This is a genomic window from Promicromonospora aerolata (assembly GCF_042682255.1).
Lineage (GTDB): Bacteria > Actinomycetota > Actinomycetes > Actinomycetales > Cellulomonadaceae > Promicromonospora > Promicromonospora aerolata.
The window spans coordinates 1796784-1817306 of record NZ_JBHUHF010000001.1; the positions used below are offsets into that span (position 1 = coordinate 1796784).

A 20523-nucleotide genomic window follows, 5' to 3' on the forward strand; every position below is an offset into this window, starting at 1 on the left:
CCTACGTCTCCTCGAGCGGGCCCCGGCAACCGGCCGCTGTCAGTGGTCGGGGACAGAATGGGTCCATGCCCACGCCCGACGACCCGCTCTCCCGGTTCGGACCCGCCACCCGCACGTGGTTCACCGGGGCGTTCGCCCAGCCCACCGCCGCCCAGGCCGGCGCGTGGGACGCCGTGGCGCGCGACCAGCACGCGCTCGTGGTCGCGCCGACCGGGTCCGGCAAGACGCTCGCGGCGTTCCTCTGGTCGATCGACCGCCTCATGTCCGCTCCCCCGCCCGAGGAACGGACCCGTCGCTGCCGGGTGCTGTACGTCTCACCGCTCAAGGCCCTCGCCGCGGACGTGCAGCGCAACCTGCGCTCCCCGCTCACCGGTATCCGCCAGGCCGCGGCCCGGGACGGCATCGAGGTGCCCGACGTCGCCGTCGGCATGCGTACGGGTGACACGCCCGCGAACGAGCGGCGCTCGTTCGCCACCCGCCCCCCGGACATCCTCGTCACGACGCCGGAGTCGCTCTTCCTCATCCTCACCTCGTCGGCCCGCGCCGGGCTCGCCGGCGTCGAGACCGTGGTGCTCGACGAGATCCATGCCGTGGCGGGCACCAAGCGCGGCGCCCATCTCGCCCTCAGCCTGGAGCGGCTCGACGAGCTGCTCGGCCGGCCGGCGCAACGCATCGGCCTGTCGGCGACGGTGCGCCCGGTCGAGGCAGTCGCCCGGTTCCTCGGCGGCGGCCGCGACGACAGCGCGGCCCGCGAGGTCGCCGTCGTGCAGCCGCCGTCGCACAAGGAGTGGGCCATCGACGTCGTCGTGCCGGTCCCGGACCTCGCGGACCTCGACAGCGCGCCCGCCACCGGACCGACCGACGCCGCCGCACCGGCGGAGGGCGCCCCCACGGCTGGTGCCGCCGGGCCCGGCAGCACCGAGACGGACGCTCCGGGCACCGGCGACGACGAGATCGACCTCTCGGGCGAGGCCACGCGGCCCCTGCGCCGGGCCTCGGTCTGGCCGCACGTCGAGGAGCGGGTGGTCGACCTCGTGGCGGACCACACCTCCACCATCGTCTTCACGAACAACCGGCGGGGCGCCGAACGCCTGACTGCCCGCATGAACGAGGTCTGGGCCCAGCGCCAGGGTCTGGAGCTCGCCGACCCCGCCAGCACGTGGGCCGCCCTCGTGCCGGGGCAGTCGGGCACCAGTGCCGGTATCCCGCGGCCCACTCCTGGACAGCCCGGGCAGCCCGGCCCTTCCGGCCTGCCCGAGGCGGTACCCGGCCAGGGCGAGACCCTCCTGGCGCGGGCCCACCACGGGTCGATGAGTCGCGCGGAGCGCACCCGCACCGAGACAGCGCTCAAGGAGGGCCGGCTGCCTGCCGTGGTCGCCACGTCGTCGCTGGAGCTCGGCATCGACATGGGCGCGGTGGATCTCGTGGTCCAGGTCGGGGCGCCGCCGTCCGTCGCGAGCGGCCTCCAGCGCATCGGCCGGGCCGGCCACCAGGTGGGCGCGGTGTCCAAGGGCGTGGTCTTCCCGATGTTCCGCGGCGACCTCGTGCCGGCCACGGTCATCGCACAGCGGATGCGCGCCGGCGAGATCGAGCACATGCACGTCCCGGCCAACCCGCTCGACGTCCTCGCGCAGCAGGTCGTGGCGGCCCTCGCCGTCGACGACTGGGCCGAGGACGAGCTGCTCGCCCTCGTCCGGCGCGCCGCGCCGTTCGCGCACCTCGGCGACGCGACGTGGCGCGCCGTGCTCGACATGCTCGCCGGCCGGTATCCCAGCGAGGATTTCGCAGAGCTGCGCGCCCGCATCACCTGGGACCGCGCGACGGGCATGCTCCGGGGCCGGCCCGGCGCGCTGCGGCTGGCCGCCACGAGCGGCGGCACCATCCCGGACAAGGGTGCCTACGGCGTCTTCCTCGCCACCGACGCGCCGACCGGCGGCGCACCGGGCGACGTGCTCACAGACGCCGTGACCGGTGGTGCCGCCCGCCCACGCGGTGGCAAGCGGGTCGGCGAGCTGGACGAGGAGATGGTCTACGAGTCACGCGTGGGCGACACCTTCACGCTCGGGTCGAGCACCTGGCGCATCGAAGAGATCACCACCGACCGCGTGCTGGTCACCCCGGCACCCGGTCTGCCGGGCCGCCTGCCCTTCTGGAAGGGTGACGCCCCCGGCCGACCGGCCGAGCTCGGACGTGCGGTCGGCGCGTTCGTCCGGGAGGCCGACGCCGCACTGGCGGCCGACCCGGACGCCGGCCGCAAGCACCTGCGCGAGGGCGGGCTCGATGCCTGGGCGGCGGACAACCTCGCCGCCTATCTGACCGAGCAGCGGCTGGGCACCGGACGCGTACCCGACGACCGGACGGTGGTCGTGGAGCGGTTCCGCGACGAGCTCGGCGACTGGCGGGTGGTGATCCACTCACCGCTCGGTGCGCGGGTGCACGCCCCGTGGGCCCTCGTGATCGCCGCCCGCCTCCGGGCCCGCTTCGGCCTCGACGTCGCCGCCATGCACTCGGACGACGGCATCGTGCTGCGGCTGCCCGACTCCGGCGGGGGCTGGGAGGGCGACCCGTGGGACGCAGGGACGGCCCAGGACGCCGACGCCGGCCCGCCGGCCCAGCACGCCCCGGGGCAGGTAGCTCTCGACGACCTCCTCCTGGACCCGGACGAGGTGCTCGGGGCGGTCCGCGACGAGCTCGGCTCGTCGGTGATGTTCGCCGCGCGGTTCCGGGAAGCAGCGGCGCGCGCGCTTCTGCTCCCGCGGCGGCGGCCCGACAAGCGGCAGCCCCTGTGGCAGCAGCGGCAGCGGTCCGCCCAGCTGCTGGAGGTGGCCAGCCAGTTCCCCGACTTCCCCATCGTGCTCGAGGCCGCCCGCGAGTGTCTGCAGGACGACTTTGACGTCGACGCCCTGGCCGACCTCATGCGCGACATCGCCGGTGGTGGCGTGCGGGTCGTCGAGGTCACGACCGCGACGCCGTCGCCGTTCGCACAGTCGCTCCTGTTCGGCTACACGGCGCAGTTCCTGTACGACGGCGACGCCCCGCTGGCCGAGCGGCGCGCGGCCGCCCTGTCGCTCGACCCGGAGCTGCTCGCCGAACTCCTCGGTGACCAGGGGTCGGCCGATCTGGCGGATCTCCTCGACCCGGGTGCCGTCGAACGCACCGAGGCGGAGCTGGCCGGCCTCGCGCAGGACCGCCAGGCCCGGGACGCCGAGGGCCTGTGGGACCTGCTCTCTCGCACCGGGCCGCACCCGCTCGACGCCCTGGAGGCACGCACCCGCGAGGAGGCGCGCCACGCCGTGGCGCACTGGCTGGACGAGCTGGAGGCCACCCGTCGTGTCATCCGCGTCCGGATCGCCGGCACGGAGCAGTGGGCGGTCGCCGAGGACGCCGGCCGGTTGCGCGACGCGCTGGGCGTCGCCCTCCCGGTGGGCATCCCGGAGACGTTCACGGAGCCCGTGCCGGACCCCCTCGGTGACCTGCTGCGCCGGCATGCCCGCACCCACGGGCCGTTCGGCGCGGGCTCGGCAGCGCAGCGGTTCGGGCTGGGCGTCGCGGTCGTCGCGCACGGACTGGCCCGTCTCGAGGCCGACGGCGTGCTCGCACGCGGCAGCCTGCGACCCGGCTCGCTCGGCGGCACGGGCGACGAGTGGTGCGACCCGGGCGTGCTGCGCCTGCTACGGCGGCGTTCGCTGGCCGTGCTGCGGGCCGAGGTCGAGCCGGTGGAACAGGAGGCCCTCGGTGTCTTCCTGCCGCGCTGGCAGAACGTCTCCACGGGCCTCCTGCGGGCCGCGGACGGGCTCGTCCAGGCGATCGAGCAGCTCGCGGGCGCGGCGGTCCCGGCGTCGGCCCTGGAGACCCTGGTGCTGCCCGCACGCGTGACCGACTACTCCCCGGCCCTGCTCGACGAGCTGACGGTCGCCGGTGAGGTCCTGTGGGCGGGCCACTCCCGGCTGCCCGGTTCGGGCGGCGGGGACGGCCTGGTCTCGCTCCACCTGGCCGACGGAGCCCCGCTCACCCTCCCCGAGCTGGAACCGGTCCAGGAGGAGAGCCCGCTCGACTCCGAGCTGCACCGCGCCGTGCTGGACCTGCTGACCGGTTCCGGGGGCTTCTTCCTGTCGCGGGTCGCCGAGCTCACCGGCGCAGAACCGGACGCCGTGCTCGAGGTGCTGTGGGACCTCGTCTGGGCCGGCCAGGTCACGAACGACGGGCTGGGGGCCCTGCGGGAGCGGGTCAGCGGCGCCGGTGCTCACCGGGCACCCCGCACCGCGGTCCGCGCCCGACCGGTGCGACGCTCGCGGTTCGCCGTCTCACCGGGGCGGCCGACCTCGGCGCTGCGGCCCAGCGCGTCGGTCCCCGGGGGCGGTGGCCGCTGGGCCGCCCTCCCCCCGCGCGAGGCCGACCCTACCGTGCGAGCCCATGCGCTGACGCAGGTGCTGCTCGAGCGGCACGGTGTGCTCACCCGCTCCGGCGCGGCGGCCGAGGGCGTCGGTGCGGGCTACCGGGACGTGTATCGCGTGCTGTCCGGCCTGGAGGAACGCGGTGCGGTGCGTCGGGGGTACTTCGTCGAGCACCTGGGCGGCTCACAGTTCGCGCTGCCCGGCGCCGTCGACCGGCTGCGGGTCGACGCGCAGGACCGTGCCCGGATCGTCGAGGCCGAGCTGGAGGTCGCCGAGCGCACGGCGGCCGTGGCGACCGGCACGGGCGCGAGCAGTACGAGCGGCGCCGTCGTGCTCGCCTCGATGGACCCCGCCAACCCGTACGGCGCGGCCCTCGCCTGGCCGGCGAGCGGGGCACCGGGCCGCGACGGCACCCCGGGCTCCGTCGACCGCGCGCCTGGGTCCGCAGGGGCCGGCCCGGCGCAGGACACGGCAGCGGCGGCGAGCAGGAGCGCCGAGAGCCGGCCCGCCACGGCGCACCGGCCCGGCCGCAAGGCCGGAGCCGTCGTGGTGCTCACGCACGGTGACCTCGCACTGTTCGTGGAGCGAGGTGGACGGACGATCCTGTCGTTCACCCAGAACCCGGCGCGGCTCGCGGTCGCCGCCGCGGCGCTGGCCCGGACGGTCCGTGACGGCCGCCTGGGCCGCCTGGTGGTGCAGCGGGTCGATGGCGTGCCCGCCCTGGAGGCCGCGCGGCACCATCCGGTGGCGCGGGCGCTCGTGGAGGCGGGCTTCGCGGTCACCCCACGAGGTCTGCGGATCTCGATCCGCTGAGCACCAGAGCGTGCGCCGGCGCCTCGGGGCCCTGGTGCGCCGTCGCCGTCTCCGACCGGGCGATCAGGACCCGGGGCGCTTCCGACCGGATCAGCTCGGGACGGGTCAGCTCGGGACGGGTGAGCTCCGGCCGGGCCGGCTCGATCGCCAGGCGCCGCCCGGCGCCGAGTGCCTCGAGCTCGGCGGTCTCGATCGCCTCGTACCGGGCGCTCCCGATCGTCTCGGGCTGCCGGGTCAGATCCTCACGGTCGATGGTGGCCGCGAGAAGGAACAGGTAGGCGATCATGATCACGAAGCCGACACGTTCGATCAGGCCGAAGGCCACGATCCCGGAGCTGGCGAAGAAGACCAGCGAGAGGTGCACCACGAGGAACAGCGTGACGACCACGCCCAGGGCGGTGGCGGCCGTCCGCAGGCCTCGGGGAAGCGCGGACCGGGGAGCCCGGATCGACCGCTCGAGGCTCAGGCCCACCACAGGGAGCACGCAGAACGCCGCTGCCGCGCTGACCCGATGGATCGTGGCCGAGAGCGAGGCCTCCGTACCCGGTGGGTCGGTCGGGAACGCGCCCACCAGCACCATCGCCACGGCGAAGAGGATCATCGCGGCGGCGGGCACCGGGCCGACCGCCAGCCCGGCGCGATACATCCGGACCGTGAGGATCAGCCCGAGCACCGCAAGGACCAGGCCGCCGGCCAGGATGAGCTCGCCACCGCCGGGCACGAAGGCATACCAGCTGATCGGGTCGAGCACCGGGTCGACGACGGACGCTCCCACCACGTGCGCGGCGACCATCGGAAGCAGTGCCGTCGCTCCGAACCAACCGACGGTGCGCGTGCTGCGCGGGTCTACGGGTGCGGACGGCTGGTCAGGGAGTCTTCCCAGGTCAACGGCTGCGGCGGTCATACGACAAGGGTCCTGGAGCGGGCGCTCGGAAACCATCAGTTTTACCCCTGATCGCGCCCTGATCTTTCTGCGGGCGATCCCTGATACGTCACGGACGGCCGTCCGGGCGGGGGCCGGATCCAGACCGTGTCGAGGTGGGTGATATGCCGGTTCTCCAGCCTTCCTCGGCTCGGCGCACACTACGCTGAAGCCCCACGACGAGGGGAGCATACGTGCCAGAGGGCGATGTACTGCGACTCACCGCCGAACGCCTCACCGCGGCACTGCGGGGCCTGCCGCTCGTTCGTGCGGAGCTGCGCTGGCCCAGTGCCGGGGCGGCGGACCTGACGGGCGCAACCGTGCTCGAGACCAGCGCCTACGGCAAGCACCTGCTGACGCGGCTCGACGACGGACGCACCCTCCATACGCACCTGCGCATGGAGGGTCTCTGGAAGGTCCACCGCACGGGATCGCGTGACGCCTCGGCCCGGCATCCCGCGATCCGCGCCGTGCTGGCCACGGACGCGTGGACCGCCACCGGATGGCACCTCGGCATGCTCGACCTGCTGCGCACGCACGACGAGCAGCGCGTCCTCGGCGGGCTGGGTCCGGATGTGCTGGGCGCCGACTTCCCCACCACCGGCCTGCCCGACGCCGCGGCGCGGCTCGCCCGGCAGCCCGACCGCCCGTTGTGCGCCGCCCTGCTGGACCAACGCACCGTCGCGGGTATCGGGACCATCTGGATGGCCGAGTCACTGTTCGCCCGAAAGCTGTTCCCGTGGACGCCGACCGGGGCGCTGGCCGACGAGGAGTGCCACGACCTGCTCCGCACCGCCCGTCGCCTGATGGAGCGCAGCGTCGCCGTCGGGCGGGCCCGCGGCCTCGGCGCCGTCGAGATGCACGCGCACGGGCGAGCGGGCCGGCCGTGCCACCGGTGCGGCACACCGATCAGCGTGGGCTCGGCGAACGAGAAGCCCTACGAACGACCCGTGTTCTGGTGCAGCACCTGCCAGGCGTCCAGCTCGGCCTGACACTGCCGCCAGACAGAACCAGGGCGGGACCCCGCGATACGTGGGGTCCCGCCCTGGTTCTGTCTGGCTGTGGTGCTTGGCTGAGCCTGCCGGCTGCTAGCCGACCGGTGCCAGGTCGGACTGCGCGACCTCGCGCCGCGCTGCGGTCCGGTCGCCTCCCCTGGCCAGGAGGCCCGCGACGAAGTCCGCCGGGATCGTGTCCGGAATCTGGAATCCTTCGGCCACCGCCACGCGGTCGCTCACCTCACGCAGGACCAAGGACAGCGGCACGTCGAGCGCCTCGCAGATGGAGCCAAGAAGCTCGGACGACGCCTCCTTCTGCCCTCGCTCCACCTCACTGAGATACCCCAGCGACACTCGCGCCGCCGACGAAACCTCGCGCAGGGTGCGCCCCTGACGCTGCCGCGTGTCACGCAGCACGTCTCCGATTTCTCGCCGTAGTACGACCATCTCGCGCCCCCTTTCAGTGCCTGTCCCTGAACTCACGCCCTGCCCTGCCTGGACCGGACGTGCCTTACGTGCGGTGCGTGCTCCGGGCGTGGAGTTCGTTCTACCGTACCCCGCACTCGGAGACTTCTTGCGCCGGCTCCGGGTGGTCGGCCTGTTCATGATCACACCGGGACCAACGTCGTGGCTCTGAGCCTTGTTCCCGGAGACCACCCCCGTCAAGCCCAGTGCAAGATTAAGCCAAGAAGTTTCACTTGTCTGTAACTTCAGGAAATACGGCGGGCGGTGTGTCGCAGTTTTCACCCACAGCATCGCTGACGAGGGTCAATGCTAGTGCGAGCACACCCCGCGCGGCGTCGCCGATCACCTGGGACCGGTCGCCGTCGAGGTCCAGCCGGTGCACCTCGGACGCCACCGGGGTGCTCACTGCGACGAAGACCACACCCGGCGCGTGACCGTCCTGGGCGTCCGGCCCCGCGACGCCGGTCGTGGCGAGCCCCACGTCAGCCCCCGTCGCCTGCCGCACGCCCGCCGCCATCTGAGCGGCGACCGCCTCGTCGACCGCGCCCCGCTCGGCGAGCAGGTCGGGGTCCACACCCAGCAGCTCCGCCTTCAGGTCCGTGGCATAGGCGACGACACCGCCGCGGAGCACGCTCGACGCACCGGGTACCGAGACGAGGGATGCCGTGACGAGCCCGCCGGTGAGCGACTCGGCCACGCCGATGGTCCACCCCCGCACGGCCGCCTCGGCGAGGAGACGGGACGCGGTCATGGGTTGGAGGCCCCGGCCCGTGCGTCGCGACGGATCTTCCAGCCCTGATAGGCGTACTCGAGGCCCGTCACCACGGTCACCACGAAGGCCGCCAGCAGGACGATCCACGCGATCACGGTGAGCCAGTCCAGACCCTCCCGCGGCAGCAGGAAGAGCGAGATCGCCACGGCCTGCAGCACCGTCTTCAGCTTGCCACCGCGCGACGCCGGCATCACCTCGTACTTGAGCATGCCCATGCGCATGAACGTGATGCCGAGCTCCCGCACCAGGATCACCACCGGGATCCACCACGGCAGCTCGCCGAGCGGAATCCAGAGCAGGATCAGCGCCGCGCCGATGAGGAGCTTGTCCGCGATCGGGTCGAGCAGCTTGCCCAGGTCGGTGATGAGCCCGCGCGACCGGGCAAGATAGCCGTCCACCTTGTCCGATATCGCAGCGACCACGAAGATCGCCGTGGCCACGAGCCGCCACGTGGTGTCGTCCCCGCCCTCGACGAGGAGTGCCCAGGCGAAGAACGGGACCATGGCGATGCGAATCATCGTGACGATGTTCGCAATGTTCCAGGGCGACGGAGCGTCGTTGACCATTGCTCCAGCCTAACTGCGGTTCACCCGCGTCCGGACCGATCGGCGAGCCGTGCGGCTCGCCGCAGCGGCCGACCCGCACTAGCATCCGGAGGTGAGCACCGCCCGCACCCTGCGGATCGTCCTGTCAGCTGCGCTGACCAGCGCACTCGTCGCCGTGCCGGCGAGCTGCGTCGTCGCCTCCGGACCCGTTCCGGCGCCGACGCCTAGCAGCACCGAGAACGGGACCACGTCCCCCTCGCCGAGGCAGTCGGCGCAGGCCTCCCCGGAGACCCGACCTCGGGACGTGGAGCTGACGCTGCTCGCCGCCGGGGACGTGCTGCCCCACGGGCCTGTCAACGACTCCGCCTCCGGACCGGCGGGGATCGACTACTCGCCGCTGCTGTCCGGCATCGACCCCTGGGTGGCCCGCGCGGACCTCGCCCTGTGCCATCTCGAGTCCCCGGTCGCGCCGCGGGGCACGCCGCCGTCGGGCTACCCGGTGTTCGCCGCGCCCCGGGAGCTGGTCCGGGACCTGGACGAGCAGGGCTGGGACGGCTGCTCGACGGCGTCGAACCACGCGGCCGACGCCGGATACGCCGGCATCGCCGCCACGCTGCGGGCGCTCGACCGTGCCGGGATGGGTCATGTCGGCACGGCCCGCGACCGGCACGAGTCGCGCAGCGCCCAGCACTACGAGCTGCGCAGGGACGGCCGCACCGTCACGGTCGCCCACCTGGCGGCGACCTACGACCTGAACGGGTACACCGCACCGGGTGGTGACTGGTCCATCGACCTGATCGACACCGGACGGATCGTTCGGCAGGCCGAGACCGCGCGAGCCGAGGGCGCGGACCTCGTGGTCGTCAGCCTGCACGACGGCCACGAGTACGTCACGGAGCCCACCCGGGACCAGCGCGAGACGACACGGGCCCTGGCCCGATCGGGGCAGGTGGACCTCGTCATCGGGCACCACGCCCACGTCCCGCAGCCGATCGAGCAGCTGCGCGGCGGCCCGGGTGGCGAGGGGATGTGGGTGGCGTACGGGCTGGGCAACCTCATCTCGAACCAGGGGCTGGACTGCTGCGGGACCTGGGCCTCGGCCGTCGGGCTCCTGCTCGTCGCGGACGTCGTGAGTCCGCCGCGCGGCGCCGCACGGGTCGAGGAGGTGCGCTGGGCAGCGACCACCGTCGACCTCGCGGCCGGGCACAGGCTGCGCGGCACCCGCGACGCGCTCGCCCACCCGGGCCGCGGGCAGCTCACCGTCCCGGAGCTCCGAGAGCGTCTGCGCCTCGCACGAGACGGGGCCGGGACCATCGCCGGCGAGCAGCGCAGACCACCGGAACCTGGTGACGACCCGCCCCCGCGCGTGCTCCCCGGACCCAGTGATCCCCTGACGGGTCAGCGCAGCGCCTCGGCGTCGTCGTGGTAGTCCGTGGCGACCGGCGGCATGTGGCCGTCCGTCCCGTCGGCGTACTGGTCGCCGGTGGCGCTGCCGGCTCCGTGCTCCGGCTCCGCCTGGTCGAAGACCTGGGGCGGCTGCTCACCACGGATGAGGGCGAGCGCCGCCGGCAGCTCGTCCGCCAGGACGAGCACGTCGCGCGCCTTGGAGCCCTCGGAGGGGCCCACGATCTCGCGCGACTCCAGCAGGTCCATGAGACGCCCCGCCTTGGCGAAGCCCACCCGGAGCTTGCGCTGCAGCATGGACGTGGAGCCGAACTGGGTGGTGACCACGAGCTCCGTGGCCTGCAGCAGCAGGTCGAGATCGTCGCCGATGTCCTCGTCGACCTGCTTCTTCGCGGCGGCAGGCGCTGCGACGTCCTCGCGGTACACGGGCTTGAGCTGGCTCTTGACGTGCTCGACGACCTCGTGCACCTCGGACTCGGTGACCCAGGCGCCCTGGACCCGCATGGGCTTGGCGGCGCCCATGGGCAGGAAGAGCGCGTCGCCCTGGCCGATGAGCTTCTCGGCGCCCGGCTGGTCGAGCACCACGCGGGAGTCCGTGACCGACGACGTCGCGAAGGCGAGCCGCGAGGGCACGTTCGCCTTGATGAGCCCCGTGACGACGTCGACGGACGGGCGCTGGGTCGCCAGCACCAGGTGGATGCCCGCGGCGCGCGCGAGCTGCGTGATGCGCTGGATCGATGCCTCGACGTCGCGGGGGGCGACCATCATGAGGTCCGCGAGCTCGTCGACGACCACGAGGAGGTACGGGTAGGGCGCGATCTTCCGCTCGGAGCCCGCCGGCGGCTTGACCTTGCCGGCGCGGACGGCCGTGTTGAAGTCGTCGATGTGCTTGAAGCCGAACGTCGCCAGGTCGTCGTACCGCGAGTCCATCTCGCGCACCACCCAGTCGAGTGCCTCCGCGGCCTTCTTGGGGCTGGTGATGATCGGGGTGATGAGGTGCGGGATGCCCTCGTAGATCGTGAGCTCCACGCGCTTGGGGTCCACCAGGATGAGGCGCACCTGCTCGGGCGTGGCACGCATCAGGATGGAGGTGATCATCGAGTTGATGAAGCTCGACTTACCGGCGCCGGTGGCGCCCGCCACCAGGATGTGCGGCATCTTCGCGAGGTTCGCCACCACGTAGCCGCCCTCGACGTCCTTGCCCACGCCCATCACCATCGAGTGCTCGGTCCGCCGCGCGGCGCCCGAGCGGAGCACGTCGCCCAGCACGACGGTCTCGCGGTCGGTGTTCGGGATCTCGATACCGATCGCGGACTTGCCCGGGATGGGCGACAGGATGCGCACGTCCGCGCTCGCCACCGCGTACGCGATGTTGTTGGACAGGGACGTGATGCGCTCGACCTTCGTCTTCGCGCCCACCTCGACCTCGTAGCGGGTGACCGTCGGGCCACGGCTGAAGCCGGTGACCTTCGCGTCGACGCCGAACTGCTCGAACACACCGGTGAGCGACTCGACCACACGGTCGTTGGCGGCCGACCGGGCCTTGTGCGGCGGTCCCTGCACCAGCAGCTCCTCGTCCGGCAGCAGGTAGACCGTGTCACCCTCGAGCATGGGCTGCACGCCACGCGGCATCGGCTCGCCGGCCTGGGGCGGCTTCGGCCCGTCCGTCGCGCCGTCCGACCGGAGCACCCCGGGCCCGATGGCGGGGGCGCCCGTGACCTTGCCTGCCGACTCGCTGGTGGGGATGCGCTGCGTCGTGAGCTTGCCCGCCTTGGCGGCCCGCTCCGCTGCCTCCACCTCGGCCGCCTTCTCGAAGGCTTCGTCGCCCACGAAACCGGCCAGTCGTTCCTTCTCCGCGGCGATCTCCTGCTTGGTACGCCGCTTGCGCCGCTTCGGGCCGGCGGCGGTGCCGTCGTGCGCCGACACGCCATCGGCCAGCGCGAGCCCGTCCTTGTCCGTGGCCACCGGCTCGCTGTGGTTCCCCGTGAGCCGGTCGTACAGGCCGCGCAGCCGTGCGGGAATGCGGTGCACCGGCGTCGCCGTCACGATGAGGACACCGAAGAACCCGGCCAGGACGTACAGCGGGATGGCGAACCACTGCGTCAGGCCGGTCACGACGGGAGTCGCGAAGAGGAACCCGATCACCCCGCCGGCGTCCTGCACCGGGACGAAACCGTCGGCGGGTGAGGGCAGGTCGGCGCTGATGTGCACCAGGGAGCACGTGGCGACCACCAGGAAGCTGAGCCCGATCGCCACCCGGCCGTTCTGCTGGGCGCGCTCGGGATGGCGCATGACGCGAAAGGCGAGCCACACGAGCAGCACGGGCAGCGCGACGCCAGCCACGCCGAACGTGCCGGCGACCACCGCGTGCACGCCGTCGCCGAAGGCACCGTCGATGCCCCACCACTCGCGTGCCGCGACGATCACCGCCACGGCGAGCAGCGCGAAGCCGACGCCGTCGCGCCGGTGGTCCGGTTCCAGTTCCTGTCCTCCCTGCTGCTCCGTGTCCCGCGCGCCGCCGTCCGGTCCGTCCTGTGCGGACCGCGGCCCGGCGGCACGGGTGGCCCCGCCCACGGCGTGCGCCATGCCCATCCACAGTCCCCGTAGTGCACGCACCGGCCACGGCGGGCGGGACGGCGCGGACGCGCTCTTGGCCGCCGGGCGGGTGGTCCCCCGGCGCTGAGTCGATCGTCTCGACGCTGCGGCCTTGGGCTTGGGACGCTTCGCGCCCTGCCCGGATCCCTTCCCGGAGCTTCGCCGGGCCGACGTACGGGTCGCCATGATGTTGCCACCGTAACTGCGGACGACGGCCCGGCCCAGGACCCCCTCACGGTGTGTCCCCGACCGGGCCGTCGCCCGATTTGTCGCGCTCGCGTGATCCGACCGCAGCCGCCCGACCTCAGCCCAGGAGCAGCCCGATCGCCAGCATCACCACCCCGGCGCCCAGGAACACGGCGCCGACCGGGATGAGAACGACCGCCCGGTTGGGGGCCGTCCGCCCCGCCCCCATCGCGGAGAAGAAGAACCCCGCGGGCATGAGGATCGCCGCGCACAGCACGCCGGTGGCGGCCAGCCAGTGCGCGAAGCCGGTCAGGGCGGTCGCCTCCGTCAGGAGCACGCAGAGCAGGCCGAGGATCACGAGCACCCCCGCGTGCGCGTGGCCCGCCCGGTAGAAGCTCTTCTGCAGGTCGGTGGTGACCAGCTTGCCGCCGAATACCTTGAGCAGGAAGAACCCGCCCGACTCGATGCCGACGACGGTCAGCAGCACGATGCCCGCTGTGATGCGGGCCGGGTCCGAGAGCTCGAGCACGACTTCCTCCTGGGCTGTGGGTCACCGACCGTGTTCCGTAACACTGTTATCAAACAACGTTCGCAAACTCCCGTCAAGACTTCTAGACTCACGGCATGGCTCGACCACGACTGCACGACGACGCGCTGCGCACCCGGCTCCTCGAGGTCACCTCGCAGGTGCTCTCGTCCGACGGCGAGAGCGCCGTCACCGTGCGCAAGGTCGCTGCGGCCGCAGGGACCAGCGCGTCCGCGGTCTACGCGCTTTTCGGCTCCCGCGAGGCGTTGGTCGAGGCCGTCAGCGGCGAGGGGTTCCGGCGCTTCGCCGAGTACCTGGGCGCCGTGGGGCAGAGCGACGACCCCGCGACGGACCTCCGGGCCCTCGGGGGCGCCTACCGGCGGTTCGCCCTGGCGGACCCGCACTTCTACCGCGTCATGTTCTACCGCGCCGTGTCGCCCGGCGACAGCGGCCCGACGTCCGCGATCGACCGCCCCACCTTCCGGGTGCTGCACGACGCCGTAGCCCGGGTCGCCGTCGGCGCACCGCCCGAGCACGTCCTGAACGCCGCCGTCGGCCTCTGGGGCCTGGTGCACGGCCTGGTGTCGCTCGAGCTCGCGGGCCTGCTGACCGGCGACGAGCCCGAGCGCGAGGCCGCCTTCGACCGTGGTGCCGCAACCGTGGCGTCGGCGCTGCTCGGCGGCTGACACCTGTCGGCCGCGGACCCGCCGGCGCCGAGGGCGGGTCAGCCGCCGGCCGTACGCCAGGCCTCCACCTCGGCCAGATAGGCGTCCACCCGGGCCGGCGCAAGGAAGGACCCGCGGAACGACGCCGCCGCGAGCGCCGCTCGCTGGTCCCGGGTAAGCCCGTAGGCCGCCGTGACGGCGTCGTCGACCTCGTCGACGTAGGCGCCGAAGTACGGCGGGTCGTCGGAGTGGATGCTCACGAGCATGCCCGCCTCCATCATCGCGGGCAGCGGATGCTCGGCGAGGCTGGGGACGGCACGCAGCCGCACGTTGGACACGGGGCACACCGTGAACGGAATCTGCTGCGCCACGACCCGCGCGACGAGATCCGGGTCCTGGACGACGGACAGGCCGTGGTCGATCCGTTCCGCGTGCAGCACGTCGAGCGCCTCCCGGACGTACGCGGCGGGCCCCTCCTCCCCCGCGTGCGCGGTCAGTCGCAGGCCGGCCCGCGCCGCCCGCGCATAGACGGCCTCGAAGAGGCCGGGCGGGTGTCCGGCCTCCGCGTTGTCCAGGCCCACGCCGACGATCGGCGCGGCCATCGCGAGCAGACGCTCCAGGACGTCGAGCGCGTCCGCGCTGTCCCGGTCGCGGTGGAAGGCGGCGATGAGCAGGGTCGAGATGCCGAGGTCGGCCTCGCTGCGCTCCAGGACGCCCGCGATACCGCCCACCACGGCTTCCAGGGGCACGCCCCGCGCGAGGTGCGCCTGGGGGTCGAAGCTGATCTCGGCGTGCCGCACTCCCGCCCGGACCGCCCGCACCAGGTAGGCACGGGTCAGCTCGGCGAAGTCGGCCTCGGTGCGCAGCGCCGACATGCCCGCCGTGTACAGGTCGAGGAACGACTGCAGGTCCTCGAACTCGTAGGCGGCACGCAGGCGCTCCGGGCCGGAGTAGGGCAGCGTGACGCCGTTGCGGGCAGCCAGCCCGAACGCCAGGTCCGGTTCCAGCGTGCCCTCGAGGTGCACGTGCAGCTCGGCGCGGGGTGGGCGGGACGTCGGTACGGGGTCGGCCATACGGGCAGGCTAACGTCCTCCCACCCCGCCGCTCAGGCGAATCCGGCAGCCTTCTCCTGAGCCCTGGTGATCTCGCGGATGATCCGGATCCAGTGGACGAACGCGATGGTCAGGGCAGCGGCGGCGACGGACCGGACGACGACCTCCACGTCCTGGGCGGACGGCGTGAACACCCGCAGGCTCGCCAGGAGCCAGAAGGGCCACCACAGGCCCAGGGCGACGCGGCGCGCGCCGTCGGCGACGAGGGCGCGGCGGACGTCACGGACCACCACGAAGGGGATCCAGAGAAAGGCGACGGGGACCAGCCAGCCGAACCACGTCCAGCCCCGGCCGTGGGTGAACCGCGCGGTGGGGTTCGCCGCCTCGGCGAACCTGCGGCCGGCCTGCAGCCAGAGGCAGGCGGCGACGTACGCGGCCAGCCCGAACAGGAGGGTCACGGTGCCGCCGTTCGGGTCGATCCGGACGCCCAGGCCGAGCTCGAGGCCGGCGGCGGCCTCGGCACGGCCCCCGGTGACGAGCAGGATCGCCAGCTCGGCCAGCTCGACGAAGAGCAGGCAGCATGCGGCGACGATCGCCCCGACGGCCAACCCCGCCGGAGGCTCGGGCAGGGGCTTGTTCGGTGGGCGGCGCCGCGCGGGCGGGTAGGCCTCGTCGACGGGCACTCGGCGCTGCCCGGCGGTGACCGCACGCTGGTCGGTCGCCGCGGCGTACTGGCCGGTGTGGTGCTCGGGGTGCGACGGTTCGACGTACGGGGACTGCGGGTGCGCCGGGCTGCCCAGCGGTTCCGGATAGGACGGCCGGTCCGGCTGACCGGGCCCCGCCCAGGGGGCAGCACCGTTCTGGTAGGGAATACGCGGATCGGACATCAATGGCCTCCGGTGTGTTCCCGACACCGTACTCATACCGCTATGTCCGTTAGCCACCGATTGCCGGGTGAACCCGCGACGCTCGGCAGAGATCCCGTGCCCGGACCACACTTTCCTGGGGACTGTCGGTGTGCGCCACTAGCATTTCGCGCACCATGACGACGCAAGAGACCTCGGCGGAAGCCCCGCACACTTTCCAGGTCGACCTCCGTGGGCTGGTCGACCTGTTGTCCCAGCACCTGTACGCCAGTCCGCGTGTCTACGTGCGCGAGCTGCTGCAGAACGGCGTCGACGCCATCACGGCGCGGCGTGCCCTCGACCCCGACGCACCCGGCACGGTACGCATCGAGGCGACCGGCTCGGCGCTGCGCGTCACCGACTCCGGTGTCGGGCTCAGCGAGCCCGAGGTGCACCAGCTGCTCGCCACGATCGGGCGCAGCTCGAAGCGGGACGGCCTCCAGGAGGCGCGCAAGGAGTTCCTCGGCCAGTTCGGCATCGGCCTGCTGGCCTGCTTCGTCGTGGCGGAGACCATCCGGGTCGTCAGCCGCTCGGCGCGCACGCCCGACGCGCTGCCCGTCGAGTGGGTGGCCCGCGGCGACGGCTCGTACACGGTGCGCACCCTGGCCGCCACCGAACACCCCGAGCCCGGTACGACGGTGCACCTCCAGGCCCGCCACGGCAGCGAGCAGTGGTTCGACGCCTCCACCGTTGCCGACCTCGCCGCGGACTTCGGAGCGCTCCTGCCCTACGACGTCCGGGTGGGCGACGAGCCGATCACCGGCCGGCGACCACCGTGGGAGACCGAGCACCCCGGCCCCACGGCACGGACCACCGCGCTCTCGGCGTACTGCCAGGACACGTTCGGCTTCGCACCGCTGGACTCGATCGAGCTCGATCTGCCGCTGGTCGGTATCCGAGGCGTCGCGTACGTGCTGCCCGGCGTGGTCAGCCCGGCGCAGCGCGGTGGCCATCGCGTGCACCTCAAGGGCATGCTGCTCACCGACCGCGCGGAGACCCTGCTGCCCGACTGGGCGTTCTTCGTGCGGTGCGTGCTCGACACCGACTCCCTGCGGCCCACGGCCAGCCGCGAGCAGCTGTACGAGGACGAGACCCTCGCCGCGGTGCGCGACGCACTCGGCGACCGCGTCCGCGACTGGCTCGCGCAGCTCGCGACCACCTCGCCGGAGCGCCTGCGGCGCTTCCTCGCCGTGCACCACCTGGGCGTCAAGGCGCTGGCGCTCCATGACGACGGCGTGCTGCGCACCATGCTCCCGTGGCTGCCCTTCGAGACGTCGGAGGGGGAGCTCACGCTCGACGACCTCGCACGCCGGCACCGGACCGTGCACTTCACGCGCACGGTCGACGAGTTCCGCCAGGTCTCCGCCATCGCGGCGGCGCAGGGCATGGCCGTGGTCAACGGTGGATACACCTACGACGCGGCGCTCGTCGAGGCCCTGCCGCTCGCCCGTCCCGGCGTCGCCGTGGAGGAGCTTGACGCGTCGGTGGTGACAGCACACCTGGACCACCTCGACCCCGCCGCCGAGCTCGCGCTCGCACCGTTCCTCGCCACCGCCCGCGCCCGGCTCGACCCCTTGGACTGCGACGTCGTCGTGCGTGCGTTCCATCCGGCCGCCCTCGCCGCGGTGCACCTCGACGACCGGTCCGCACGCCACGAGCGCGCCCGCGCCGACGCCGAGGGCCAGGCGGACGACCTCTGGGCCGGGATCCTCGGCTCCCTGCGCGACGAGGCACCACGTGCCCGGCTCGTGCTCAACCACCTCAACCCGCTGGTGCGGCGCATCGCCGCGCTGCCCGACACCGACCTCACCGGCGTCGCGACCGAAGCCCTGTACGGGCAGTCGCTGCTGCAGGCCAGACGTCCCCTGCGGCCCGTCGACCAGGCGCTCGTCAACCGTGCGTTCGGCGAGCTGCTGGAGTGGGCGACGCCGACCACGCGCGACGACCGGCCCGACCACCCCCAGGAGACGAACCGATGACCGAGATCACCGACCTGGCGACCCTGCGGGCAGCCATCTGGGAGAACGGGCAGCGTCCCCACGGGACGTCGCAGGCGGCGGCCGCCGAGAAGATCCTCGACCAGGCCACCCAGCTCGGCACCGAGGCGGAGATCAACGCACTCTTCCACCTGATCAACGCCTACGAGTTCAGCGCGGACCGGCCCAAGGCCCTCGTCCCCTTCGCCCGTGCGCTGCGGCTCTGGGACCAGGACCCCAGCCGCTTCGACCACTCCAGCACGCGCTCCCTGTTCTGGGACTTCAAATGGATGACCACCGGCATGCTCTCTCTGCCGCAGGTGCCCCTGACGGCCATCGAGAACTGGCTCGCGGAGATGGACCACCGGTACCGCCTCGCCGGGCACACCGAGCGGGCCGTGCGGATGTGCGAGTTCTACGTCGCGGACCACCTGGGCGACACCGGCCGCGCCCAGCGTGCCTTCGACCGCTGGCTCGCCGCCGACCGCGGCGAGCTGGCCGACTGCCACGCCTGCGAGACGGCGCGGCAGGGTGACTTCTACGCCGACACCGGCGGGGACGAGAAGGCGTTGCAGCACTGGGAGCCCGTGCTGGCCGGCCGGCTGACGTGTGCCGAGGAGCCGCACCGTGCGCTGTCCCACTCGCTCCTGCCGCTGGCACGCCTCGGCCGCCTCGACGATGCCCGGGCGAACCACCTGCGCGGCTATCCGATGGTCAAGGGTTCGGAGAGCCTGATGCCGTCGGTGGCCCGGCACATCGAGTTCTGCGCACTCACCGGGAACGAGGCGCGTGGTCTCGAGCTGCTGGCCGACACCCCCGGCTACTTCGACACCGGCCGCGAGCCGGAACCTCGGATGCACTACCTCGCGGTGACGGCTCTCCTCACGAACCGGCTGATCGTGCTCGGGCGTGGTGACCTCCAGGTCACCGGTCCGGCGGGCCGCAGCTGGACCGCCGCCGAGCTGGCCCCCCACGCGCGGACGGAGGCGCTCGCGCTGGCCGCCCGGTTCGACGAGCGCAACGGCACGACCGCGGTGAGCGAGCGGGTCCGGGCACGCCTGGACGCCGAGCCGCTGCTGAACCGGCTGCCGCTCGGCCTGCGCGCAGTCCTGCCGACGGCGCTCCCGCCGGTACCGGACTCGCCCACCCCGGACTCCCCCGCCCCGGACCAGGACCCGGCCGGCGACAGCCAGGATGCCGAGGCGGAGGTGGCAGCCATGCCCGCCGGCGTCCGCGAGGCCATCGACCGGTACGACGTGGCCTGCGAGACCCAGGACCTCACCGGAATGCGGTCGGGCATGGCGGACGCGATCGACCGGGCCGGTGATGCCGCCGCACCCGAGTGGCTCCTCGCCGCACACCTGCAGCTCGCCGAGGTGCTCGCCGCTGACGACGACCTGGCCGGCGCCGTGCACCACGGGCTGGAGGCAGCCGCCTGGGCGGACCTGGTCGACCGGCCCACCGCCGTCGTCGCCCGGGCCCGGCTGGGCGGGTACCTGATGTCCGGTGGCCGCCTGGCCGAGGCGGCGCCGGTGCTGGAGCAGGCTCTCGCCGACCTGGACCCCACCCCCGAGGTGCACGGCGACGGCATGCTGGTGCAGGTCCGTTGGTGGCTCGGGGACTGTGCCATGACCAGGCACGACCCCGCCGAGGCGGCCAAGCACTGGCTCGCCGCCGCACAGGTCGCGCAGCACTGGCCGGACCAGACCGACCATGCGGTGCTGGCCAACCTCGCCGCGGAGGCGCTGGGCAGGGCCGGCGAGTCGATGTCGGCAGAGCTGGCCTACGAGCGGGCAGCCGACCTCTGGGCAGAGGTCGGGGACGCGATGCGCCAGATCCGGGCGACCCGGGCGTGGGCCTGGACGGTTCGCGACCGCGACGTCGCCGAGGCGAGCCGCATCATGACCGGGGCGACGCGCGTGTGCGAGGCGGCGCTCGCCGACGCCACCGACCCGGACGAGCTGGCCGAGCTGCGGGTGGAGCTGCCCGAGACCCTCGAACAGCATGCCCGGGTGATCGCCGACGAGGACGAGGAGACCTCTCGCTTCGGCGGCCTCTACGAGGGCGCGCTGCACGAGGCGGCGGAGCTGGCGACCCGGGCCGAGTCGCTCCTACGGGACTCCGACGACATCGCACGCTGGTGTCGCAGTGCGCTCCTGGCAGCGGAGCTGGCGGTCGAGAACGGTGAGGCCGTCCGCGGCCTGGAGCTCGTCGCGGAGGTGGAGGCGAGGATCCAGGCCGACGACGAGCTCAGCGGCTTCGGCGGCCACGCCGGCTGGATCCGCGACCAGATCACCGCCTGACCGGA

The 20523-nt window shown here is 73.3% G+C and carries 14 protein-coding genes; 6 read left to right on the forward strand and 8 right to left on the reverse strand.

All coding sequences use genetic code 11. The annotated features are described in order from the left end of the window. Nucleotides 1-65 precede the first annotated feature (65 nt). On the forward strand, nucleotides 66-5207 hold the full coding sequence (locus tag ACFSL2_RS08165) for an Lhr family helicase (RefSeq protein WP_377197375.1): 5142 nt from the start codon (nucleotides 66-68) through the stop codon (nucleotides 5205-5207). Here the strand turns inward: ACFSL2_RS08165 and ACFSL2_RS08170 are convergent. After that, entirely contained in the window at nucleotides 5173-6111 is a 939-nt protein-coding gene (locus tag ACFSL2_RS08170) for a DUF998 domain-containing protein (RefSeq protein WP_377197376.1), read from the reverse strand. The two genes, ACFSL2_RS08165 and ACFSL2_RS08170, sit on opposite strands and share 35 nt — an antisense overlap. A gap of 212 nt (nucleotides 6112-6323) precedes the next feature. Between ACFSL2_RS08170 and ACFSL2_RS08175 the strand changes: the two genes are divergently transcribed. After that, a complete protein-coding gene (locus ACFSL2_RS08175) occupies nucleotides 6324-7121 on the forward strand; it encodes a DNA-formamidopyrimidine glycosylase family protein (protein WP_377197377.1) in 798 nt (265 codons plus the stop codon). A 96-nt stretch (nucleotides 7122-7217) separates the two neighbouring features. On the opposite strand, the gene ACFSL2_RS08180 is transcribed toward ACFSL2_RS08175, so the two are convergent. The 3 genes from ACFSL2_RS08180 to pgsA all read right to left on the reverse strand — a co-directional run bounded on the left by ACFSL2_RS08180 (nucleotide 7218) and on the right by pgsA (nucleotide 8927). After that, nucleotides 7218-7571, reverse strand: a complete 354-nt coding sequence (locus ACFSL2_RS08180; protein ID WP_116674556.1) for a helix-turn-helix domain-containing protein — start codon at nucleotides 7569-7571, stop codon at nucleotides 7218-7220. A gap of 247 nt (nucleotides 7572-7818) precedes the next feature. Beyond that, the gene (locus tag ACFSL2_RS08185; protein WP_377197378.1) at nucleotides 7819-8340 is read right to left on the reverse strand and encodes a CinA family protein; all 522 of its coding nucleotides are present in this window, start codon (nucleotides 8338-8340) and stop codon (nucleotides 7819-7821) included. Continuing rightward, on the reverse strand, nucleotides 8337-8927 hold the full coding sequence (gene pgsA, locus ACFSL2_RS08190) for a CDP-diacylglycerol--glycerol-3-phosphate 3-phosphatidyltransferase (RefSeq protein ID WP_377197379.1): 591 nt from the start codon (nucleotides 8925-8927) through the stop codon (nucleotides 8337-8339). Before pgsA ends, ACFSL2_RS08185 begins: the two co-directional genes overlap by 4 nt. A gap of 91 nt (nucleotides 8928-9018) precedes the next feature. Between pgsA and ACFSL2_RS08195 the strand changes: the two genes are divergently transcribed. After that, nucleotides 9019-10335, forward strand: coding sequence for a CapA family protein (locus ACFSL2_RS08195; protein WP_377197380.1), 1317 nt, complete (start codon nucleotides 9019-9021; stop codon nucleotides 10333-10335). On the opposite strand, the gene ACFSL2_RS08200 is transcribed toward ACFSL2_RS08195, so the two are convergent. Then, a complete protein-coding gene (locus ACFSL2_RS08200) occupies nucleotides 10305-12896 on the reverse strand; it encodes an FtsK/SpoIIIE family DNA translocase (RefSeq protein WP_417629350.1) in 2592 nt (863 codons plus the stop codon). The two genes, ACFSL2_RS08195 and ACFSL2_RS08200, sit on opposite strands and share 31 nt — an antisense overlap. Nucleotides 12897-13209: 313 nt before the next feature. Beyond that, on the reverse strand, nucleotides 13210-13620 hold the full coding sequence (locus ACFSL2_RS08205; protein WP_377197382.1) for a hypothetical protein: 411 nt from the start codon (nucleotides 13618-13620) through the stop codon (nucleotides 13210-13212). Between the two features lie 95 nt (nucleotides 13621-13715). On the opposite strand from ACFSL2_RS08205, the gene ACFSL2_RS08210 reads away from it, so the two are divergent. Continuing rightward, on the forward strand, nucleotides 13716-14303 hold the full coding sequence (locus ACFSL2_RS08210) for a TetR/AcrR family transcriptional regulator (protein WP_377197383.1): 588 nt from the start codon (nucleotides 13716-13718) through the stop codon (nucleotides 14301-14303). Between the two features lie 38 nt (nucleotides 14304-14341). On the opposite strand, the gene add is transcribed toward ACFSL2_RS08210, so the two are convergent. Both add and ACFSL2_RS08220 read right to left on the reverse strand, forming a co-directional pair. Then, nucleotides 14342-15355 (reverse strand): adenosine deaminase, encoded by a 1014-nt coding sequence (gene add / locus ACFSL2_RS08215; RefSeq protein WP_377197384.1) that lies wholly within the window; start codon nucleotides 15353-15355, stop codon nucleotides 14342-14344. Nucleotides 15356-15387: 32 nt separating this feature from the next. Next, a complete protein-coding gene (locus ACFSL2_RS08220) occupies nucleotides 15388-16221 on the reverse strand; it encodes a DUF4328 domain-containing protein (RefSeq protein WP_377197385.1) in 834 nt (277 codons plus the stop codon). 155 nt (nucleotides 16222-16376) lie between these two features. Between ACFSL2_RS08220 and ACFSL2_RS08225 the strand changes: the two genes are divergently transcribed. Together ACFSL2_RS08225 and ACFSL2_RS08230 are read left to right on the forward strand one after the other, a co-directional pair. Further along, on the forward strand, nucleotides 16377-18218 hold the full coding sequence (locus ACFSL2_RS08225) for an HSP90 family protein (protein WP_377197386.1): 1842 nt from the start codon (nucleotides 16377-16379) through the stop codon (nucleotides 18216-18218). Continuing rightward, complete coding sequence (locus ACFSL2_RS08230) at nucleotides 18215-20518, forward strand: hypothetical protein (RefSeq protein ID WP_377197387.1); 2304 nt, start codon at nucleotides 18215-18217, stop codon at nucleotides 20516-20518. The genes ACFSL2_RS08225 and ACFSL2_RS08230 overlap by 4 nt, the downstream gene beginning before the upstream one ends. Nucleotides 20519-20523 lie beyond the last annotated feature (5 nt).

What these genes read in the sequence shown, in the direction of transcription:
- ACFSL2_RS08165 (WP_377197375.1), top strand. Translation starts at nt 66, where the DNA reads ATGCCCACGCCCGACGACCCGCTCTCCCGGTTCGGACCCGCCACCCGC.
- ACFSL2_RS08170 (WP_377197376.1), bottom strand. Translation starts at nt 6,111, where the DNA reads ATGACCGCCGCAGCCGTTGACCTGGGAAGACTCCCTGACCAGCCGTCC.
- ACFSL2_RS08180 (WP_116674556.1), bottom strand. Translation starts at nt 7,571, where the DNA reads ATGGTCGTACTACGGCGAGAAATCGGAGACGTGCTGCGTGACACGCGG.
- ACFSL2_RS08185 (WP_377197378.1), bottom strand. Translation starts at nt 8,340, where the DNA reads ATGACCGCGTCCCGTCTCCTCGCCGAGGCGGCCGTGCGGGGGTGGACC.
- pgsA (WP_377197379.1), bottom strand. Translation starts at nt 8,927, where the DNA reads ATGGTCAACGACGCTCCGTCGCCCTGGAACATTGCGAACATCGTCACG.
- ACFSL2_RS08200 (WP_417629350.1), bottom strand. Translation starts at nt 12,896, where the DNA reads ATGGCGCACGCCGTGGGCGGGGCCACCCGTGCCGCCGGGCCGCGGTCC.
- ACFSL2_RS08210 (WP_377197383.1), top strand. Translation starts at nt 13,716, where the DNA reads ATGGCTCGACCACGACTGCACGACGACGCGCTGCGCACCCGGCTCCTC.
- add (WP_377197384.1), bottom strand. Translation starts at nt 15,355, where the DNA reads ATGGCCGACCCCGTACCGACGTCCCGCCCACCCCGCGCCGAGCTGCAC.
- ACFSL2_RS08220 (WP_377197385.1), bottom strand. Translation starts at nt 16,221, where the DNA reads ATGTCCGATCCGCGTATTCCCTACCAGAACGGTGCTGCCCCCTGGGCG.
- ACFSL2_RS08225 (WP_377197386.1), top strand. Translation starts at nt 16,377, where the DNA reads ATGACGACGCAAGAGACCTCGGCGGAAGCCCCGCACACTTTCCAGGTC.
- ACFSL2_RS08230 (WP_377197387.1), top strand. Translation starts at nt 18,215, where the DNA reads ATGACCGAGATCACCGACCTGGCGACCCTGCGGGCAGCCATCTGGGAG.